General features: G+C 71.7%; 6 protein-coding genes. 2 read left to right on the forward strand and 4 right to left on the reverse strand.

Features of this window, described 5'->3' with window-relative positions:
• The 4 genes from ACWF94_RS31105 to ACWF94_RS31120 form a co-directional block, all read right to left on the reverse strand.
• On the reverse strand, positions 1-1,277 hold a 1,277-nt coding region (locus ACWF94_RS31105), incomplete at its 3' end, for an extracellular solute-binding protein (protein WP_453495952.1).
• A gap of 729 nt (positions 1,278-2,006) precedes the next feature.
• Positions 2,007-2,294, reverse strand: a complete 288-nt coding sequence (locus ACWF94_RS31110; RefSeq protein ID WP_453495955.1) for a DUF3039 domain-containing protein — start codon at positions 2,292-2,294, stop codon at positions 2,007-2,009.
• Positions 2,295-2,435: 141 nt separating this feature from the next.
• Positions 2,436-3,203 (reverse strand): ABC transporter permease, encoded by a 768-nt coding sequence (locus ACWF94_RS31115; protein ID WP_453495958.1) that lies wholly within the window; start codon positions 3,201-3,203, stop codon positions 2,436-2,438.
• Entirely contained in the window at positions 3,200-3,940 is a 741-nt protein-coding gene (locus ACWF94_RS31120) for an ABC transporter ATP-binding protein (protein ID WP_453495966.1), read from the reverse strand. The genes ACWF94_RS31115 and ACWF94_RS31120 overlap by 4 nt, the downstream gene beginning before the upstream one ends.
• Before the next feature lie 107 nt (positions 3,941-4,047).
• On the opposite strand from ACWF94_RS31120, the gene ACWF94_RS31125 reads away from it, so the two are divergent.
• Both ACWF94_RS31125 and ACWF94_RS31130 read left to right on the forward strand, forming a co-directional pair.
• Entirely contained in the window at positions 4,048-5,370 is a 1,323-nt protein-coding gene (locus ACWF94_RS31125) for a histidine kinase (protein WP_453495961.1), read from the forward strand.
• Positions 5,367-5,800: response regulator (locus tag ACWF94_RS31130; RefSeq protein WP_453495964.1), on the forward strand; the 434-nt coding region annotated here is incomplete at its 3' end. The genes ACWF94_RS31125 and ACWF94_RS31130, both read left to right, overlap by 4 nt.

The following is a 5,800-nucleotide window of genomic DNA, read 5'->3' on the forward strand; positions in this document are numbered from 1 at the left end:
TCCATCTTCTTCGCGGCTTCACCGGAGGCGGCGGCGACGTCCTTCTTTCCGCTGACGATCTCCTGGAACATCGTCGGCAGGACGAGCGACGCGTCGATCTGGCCCCAGCCCGGGGACGCCGGGACGAACTTGGCACCCGCGCCCAGCGTCTTGACGAACGGCTCGACGAACGGCTCCTTCTTCGCCACCTCGTCGCGGACGTCCTTGTACGTCGGCAGGAAGCCCATGGCGTCGAACAGCTTGCGCTGAGTCTCCTTGCCCGACAGTTCCTTCATCAGGTCCACCGCGAGGGTGCGGCGGGGGGTGCTCTTCAGGACACCGAGGTTGTTGCCGCCCGCGAAGGCCGGCGCGATCTCGCCCTCCTTGAGGCCCGGCAGCGGGACGACGGCGTACTTGCCCTTGACGCCCGCCTCGACGGCCTGGTGGTTGAAGTCGCCGCCGATGGCCATGGCGGCCTTGCCCGAGGCGAAAGCGGTGATGGTCGCGTTGCCGCCCATGGAGGCGCACTTGGCGGCCGGACAGTTGTCGTCGCCGAAGAGCGAGGTGTAGGCCGTGATGCCCTTCTGGGCGGCGGCGCTGTTGATGGCCGACTTGTAGGAGCCCTCGCTGCCCTCGGCCAGTTCCCCGCCGTTGGCCCAGATGAAGGGCATCGCACCATAGGTGAAGGTGCCGCCGACGGCGATTCCGTACAGGTCCGGCTTGGCCTTGCGGACCTGCTTGGCGGTCTTGGCCAGCTCGTCCAGGGTCTTGGGCGGCTGGATGTTCAGCTCTTTGAAGACATCGGTGCGGTAGTACAGCGCCCGTACGCCGACGAGGAGGGGAGCGCCGTAGATCTTGCCGTCAACGGTGACGGACTGGGTGGCCGCCGGGTCGGTGTCCTTGGCCTCGTCCCATGCCTTGAACTCCTCGCTGATGTCCGCGAGGCCGCCGTCCTTGACGTAGCCGGCGGTGTCGGTGTTGCCGTACTCGATCAGGTCCGGGGCGCTCTTCGGGTCGTTGAAGGCGGCCTTGATGCGCTGGGCACGGGTGTCGGTCGGGATGTACTCGATCTCGACCTTGGTGTCCTTGTGCTTCTTGGTGAAGGCGGCGACCGCGTCGTCGACGACCTTCTTCTTGGGGTCGTTGTTGACCTCCGCGAAGAGCCAGACGCGCAGCGTCCCGGACTTCTCGTCCTTCGAGGAGTTGCTGTCGGAGGTCTGAGGGGCGCAGGCGGTGGCGGTGAGACCCGCCAGCACAAGGGCCGCCACTGGGGCGGCGATGCGGGAGCTGAGCTTCATTTGGGCGGTCCCCTACCAGTATGCGTTGCAGCATTTGCAACGTACGTTTCGTGCTGCACAACAGAGGATGAGGCTAAGCCCGCTCAAACATTGGGACAAGTGGTCTCAACCACTCTGTGACCGGGCGGTGCATCCTGTGCAACGGGGGCCACCTCGGGAATATCGCGCGAATCGGGCGCGGGGGCGCGGGTGATCGCCCGTGTCCGAGCCCGTGTCCGAGCCCGTCTCCGGGCCTCTCCGGGGCCTCTCCGGGGCCAGTGACCGCGCCCGTCACCACGCCCTCCGGGGCTGTGATCACTTCCTCGGGGGCCCGTTGATCGCGGGCGTGCCGCAGGGGATCGCGCGGGCGGCGCGGGGCCAACGGAGCCGTGACGGCCGGGGATCGAAGCGCCGGCGGCTGGTGGGTCGCGCCGACCGGGTGCCACGACCACCGTGCGCCATGACGATCATGTGCGGGACGCGGCCGGCCGGGCGCCGAGGAGGCCCGGGGCGGGGGCCCGGCAGGAGTGCCCCGGAGCCCTGAGGGACGGAAAAGCCCCGACCGGGAGCGTGCATCACGTCGGCGCTCGCGCGCACCCTGTGGGTGTCATCGAACGCCGGACGGGCCGGACTCAGGAAGCCCGGCCCGTCGATGGGCACCGGAAGCGACCGGTGCCCCGGGTCAGAAACCCGGCACACCGCGCGGGCCGCCGGGACCTGCCCTCCCCCGACGCTCCCGGGGAAGGCGGGTCACTTCTTGTCCTTGCCGCCCTTGTCCTTGTCGCCACCGGGGCCCATGGACTCGTAGATCTCCTTGCACATCGGGCAGACGGGATACTTCTTGGGGTCGCGCCCCGGTACCCAGACCTTGCCGCACAGTGCCACCACGGGAGTGCCGTCGAGGGCACTCGCCATGATCTTGTCCTTCTGGACATAGTGGGCGAAGCGCTCGTGATCGCCGTCGCCGTGCGACACCTGCGGCGTCGGCTCTACGAGGGTTCCCGTCCCAGACCCGCGCTCGGGCTCAAGAGTGCTCATGAACTCCAAGAGTACCCGGGCCGAAGGTCCCGGGACCCCAGGCACCCCGGACCCGGCCCTCGGGCCGCCGACCCCGGACCCGGACCCGGCGGCAGACCCGGGCCCCCGGACCCGGCCCCGGGCCGCCTCCGTACCCGTCGCTCAGGCGTCCCGCCGCCGGAGCACCAGCAGACCGCCCGCGAGCGCCGCCACCGTCCACATCAGCAGCACCGCGAGCCCCACGCCGGCGCCGAAGGTGAGCCGCTCGTACTCGGTCGTCCGCATCATCGCCGAACCCGCGAGATTGGGCAGGTACCAGGCGTACTTCCCCACCCCCGGCAGCGCGCCGAGGACGTCCCCGAGGATGAAGAACAGCGGTACGAGGATGCCCAGCGACAGCGCCGTACCGCGCAGCATCGCCGCGACCCCCGCCGACAGCAGACAGAGCAGGGTGAGGTAGACCGCGAGCCCGAAGGTGGCGCGCAGCGCGCCCGGGTCCCCGAGTGCGACGCCCGGATCCCCCATGGTCGACTGGGCGGTGACGAAGGCGGCGAACGCGGTCGGCAGGGCCACCGAGAAGGCCGCCGAACCCACCACCACCGCTTTGGCCGCCCAGAAGAGACCGCGGTCCGGAACAGCGGCCAGCGAGGCGCGGATCGTGCCCGATGAGTACTCGCCGCTCACCGCCAGCACGCCGAAGCAGACCATCGCCAACTGGCCGACCGTATGCCCCGCGAAGCCGAAGAACACCGGATCGAAAGAGCCTCGCCCCACGAAGTCGCCGGGATTGTTCTTGATCACCGTTCCATACACCGCGCTGATCCCGAGGATCACGGCGAAGGCCGCGAACAGCGTCCACCAGGTGGATCGCAGGGTGCGCAGTTTCAGCCACTCGGCGGACAGCGCCGCCCCGAACCGCCCGGCGCTCATCGTGTCCCCCCTGCGGACATCGCGGACCCGGCGGTCAGCCGCATGAAGGCGTCCTCCAGCGAACCGCCCGGCGCGGCGTATGCGTCGACGATCTCCTTCACCCCGCCCTCCGCCAGCAGCCGCCCCTGGCCGATGATCACCACCTGGTCGACGGTCAGTGCCGCCTCGGTCATCAGATGCGAGGAGACGAAGACCGTACGGCCCTGGGCCGCCCACGCCCGCATCAGGGTGCGGATCCAGACGATGCCCTCAGGGTCGAGCCCGTTCACCGGCTCGTCCAGCAGCAGCACCTGAGGGTCGCCGAGGAGCGCCGCCGCGATTCCCAGCCGCTGTCCCATGCCCAGCGAGTACGTCCCGGCCCGCTTGCCCGCGGCTCCGGCGAGCCCGGTCTCCTCGATCACCTCGTCGACCCGTCGGCCGGGAATCCGGTGGGTACGGGCGAGTGCGCGCAGATGGGCGTGGCCCGAGCGGCCCGGGTGGGTGGACTTCGCCTCCAGCAGCGACCCCACCGTACGCAGCGGGTCGCGGAGCCGGGCGTAAGGCACCCCGTCGAAGAGCACCGAGCCCCGGGTGGGCCGGTCCAGGCCGAGCATCATCCGCATGGTGGTGGACTTGCCCGCGCCGTTGGGCCCGAGGAAACCGGTCACCCGCCCCGGTTCGACCGTGAAGGTGAGGGAGTCGACGGCGGTCGTCCGCCCATGGCGTTTCGTCAGATCGGATACGTCAATCACGCTGATCACGCTCCCTTCCCGGGCCCTGCCCGCGCATCGGCCCGGGGGCGGAGCGGCCCGTCTCCCTCCAGGGACGGAGGCGGCGGCGGCCCGGGGACGTCTACGGTCGGGGGATGACTGCCGACGGACAGCGGGTCGGGCGGCTGGTGCGCCGGGACGCCATCGTGGTCGCCGGATATCTGCTGGTGATCGCCTTCACCGGGACGACGGACGGCTCCCCGGAGACCTTCGCGCCCCCCTGGGTGATGGTGCTGCTGCTGATCGTGACCGTGCTGCCTGCCGCGGTGCGCCGGCTCTGGCCGCTGCCGGTGTTCTGCTGGGTGCTCTCGGCGACCGGTGCGGCCATCCTCGTGGACGCCCTGCGCGACCCGTTCCTGCCCGCGGCCTTCACGCTCTACACGGTCGCCGTGGAGGGGAGGACGGACCGCTGGTGGCAGCGCTGGCTGCCGGGCCTGGCGATCCTCGGGCTCCTGGTGTGCGCAGTGCTGGGGCTCGCCCCGGTCCGCCAGGACCCCGCCTTCTGGTGGACGCGCGGCCCGGGGCTGATCCTCCTCGGCTGCGCCGCGCTGCTCGGGGCGTGGGAGCTGGGCCGCGCCGCCCGCGAGCGGCGTGCCTTCGCCCTGCGTACGGCGGAAGAACTCGCCCGGCGCGCGGTCACCGAGGAACGGCTGCGCATCGCCCGGGAACTGCACGATGTGATCACCCACTCGATGGGGCTGATCGTGGTACGGGCGGGGGTCGCCAACCATGTCGTACGGACCCGTCCCGAGGACGCCCACGAAGCCCTGCGGGTCATCGAGGCGACCGGCCGGGGCGCGCTCACCGAGCTGCGCCGGATGCTGGGGGTGCTGCGCTCCGAGTCCGGCGAACGCCTGCCGGCCGCCCTGGGCCCGGCCCCCGGGGTGGAGGGGCTGCGGGAGCTGGCCCGCCGTTCGGGGGCCGAGCTGACCGCCCGGGATCTCAGCGCGCTGCCCGAGGGGGTCGGGCTGGCGGTCCACCGGATCGTGCAGGAGGCGCTGACCAATGTGCTGCGGCACGCGGGACCCGGGGCAACGAGCCGGGTCTCGGTGCTGGCGGACGACGGCGTGGTGCGGCTGACCGTGAGCGACGACGGACCGCCGCGCACTCCGGGCCGCGACAACGAACCACCGCGCACTCCCGGCCGCGACAACGAACCACCGCGCACTCCCGGCCGCGACAACGGACCACCGCGCACTCCCGGCCGCGACCACGAACCGCCACGCACTCCCGGCCGCGACAACGGACCGCCGCTGCCGGAGTACGCGCCGGAGGGGCACGGCATCGCGGGTATGCGCGAGCGGGTCGCCGTCCACGGCGGGACCTTCACGGCCGGTCCGCGCGACGGCGGCGGCTTCGAGGTCCGGGCGACGATCCCGTACACCCCCGTCGCGCCGCACGGCGAGGCGTCCGCGTGATCCGCGTCCTGGTCGTCGACGACCAGGCCCTGCTGCGCGGCAGTCTGCGGCTGCTGGTGGAGGCCGAGGAGGGCCTCGCCCCGGCGGGTGAGGCGGCGGACGGCGCGGAGGCGGTACGGCTCGCCCGGGAGACCCGCCCCGATGTGGTGCTGATGGATGTGCGGATGCCGGGCATGGACGGGGTACAGGCGTGCCGGCTGATCTGCTCCGCCCCCGAGACGGCGGACACCCGGGTACTGATGCTGACCATGTTCGACCTGGACGAATATGTCTACGGGGCGCTGCGCGCGGGTGCCAGCGGCTTTCTGCTCAAGGACACCCCGCCGGCCGAACTGCTCTCGGCGGTGCGGGTGGTGGCGGCGGGCGACGCCCTGATCGCCCCGGCGGTCACCCGGCGGCTGATCGCGGAGTTCGCCGGGCGGCCCGGTCC

This window comes from Streptomyces sp. NPDC055078, from assembly GCF_053607985.1.

Excerpts from the sequence above, each read along its gene's own strand:
- ACWF94_RS31110 (WP_453495955.1), bottom strand. The coding sequence starts at position 2,294 with ATGAGCACTCTTGAGCCCGAGCGCGGGTCTGGGACGGGAACCCTCGTA.
- ACWF94_RS31115 (WP_453495958.1), bottom strand. The coding sequence starts at position 3,203 with ATGAGCGCCGGGCGGTTCGGGGCGGCGCTGTCCGCCGAGTGGCTGAAA.
- ACWF94_RS31125 (WP_453495961.1), top strand. The coding sequence starts at position 4,048 with ATGACTGCCGACGGACAGCGGGTCGGGCGGCTGGTGCGCCGGGACGCC.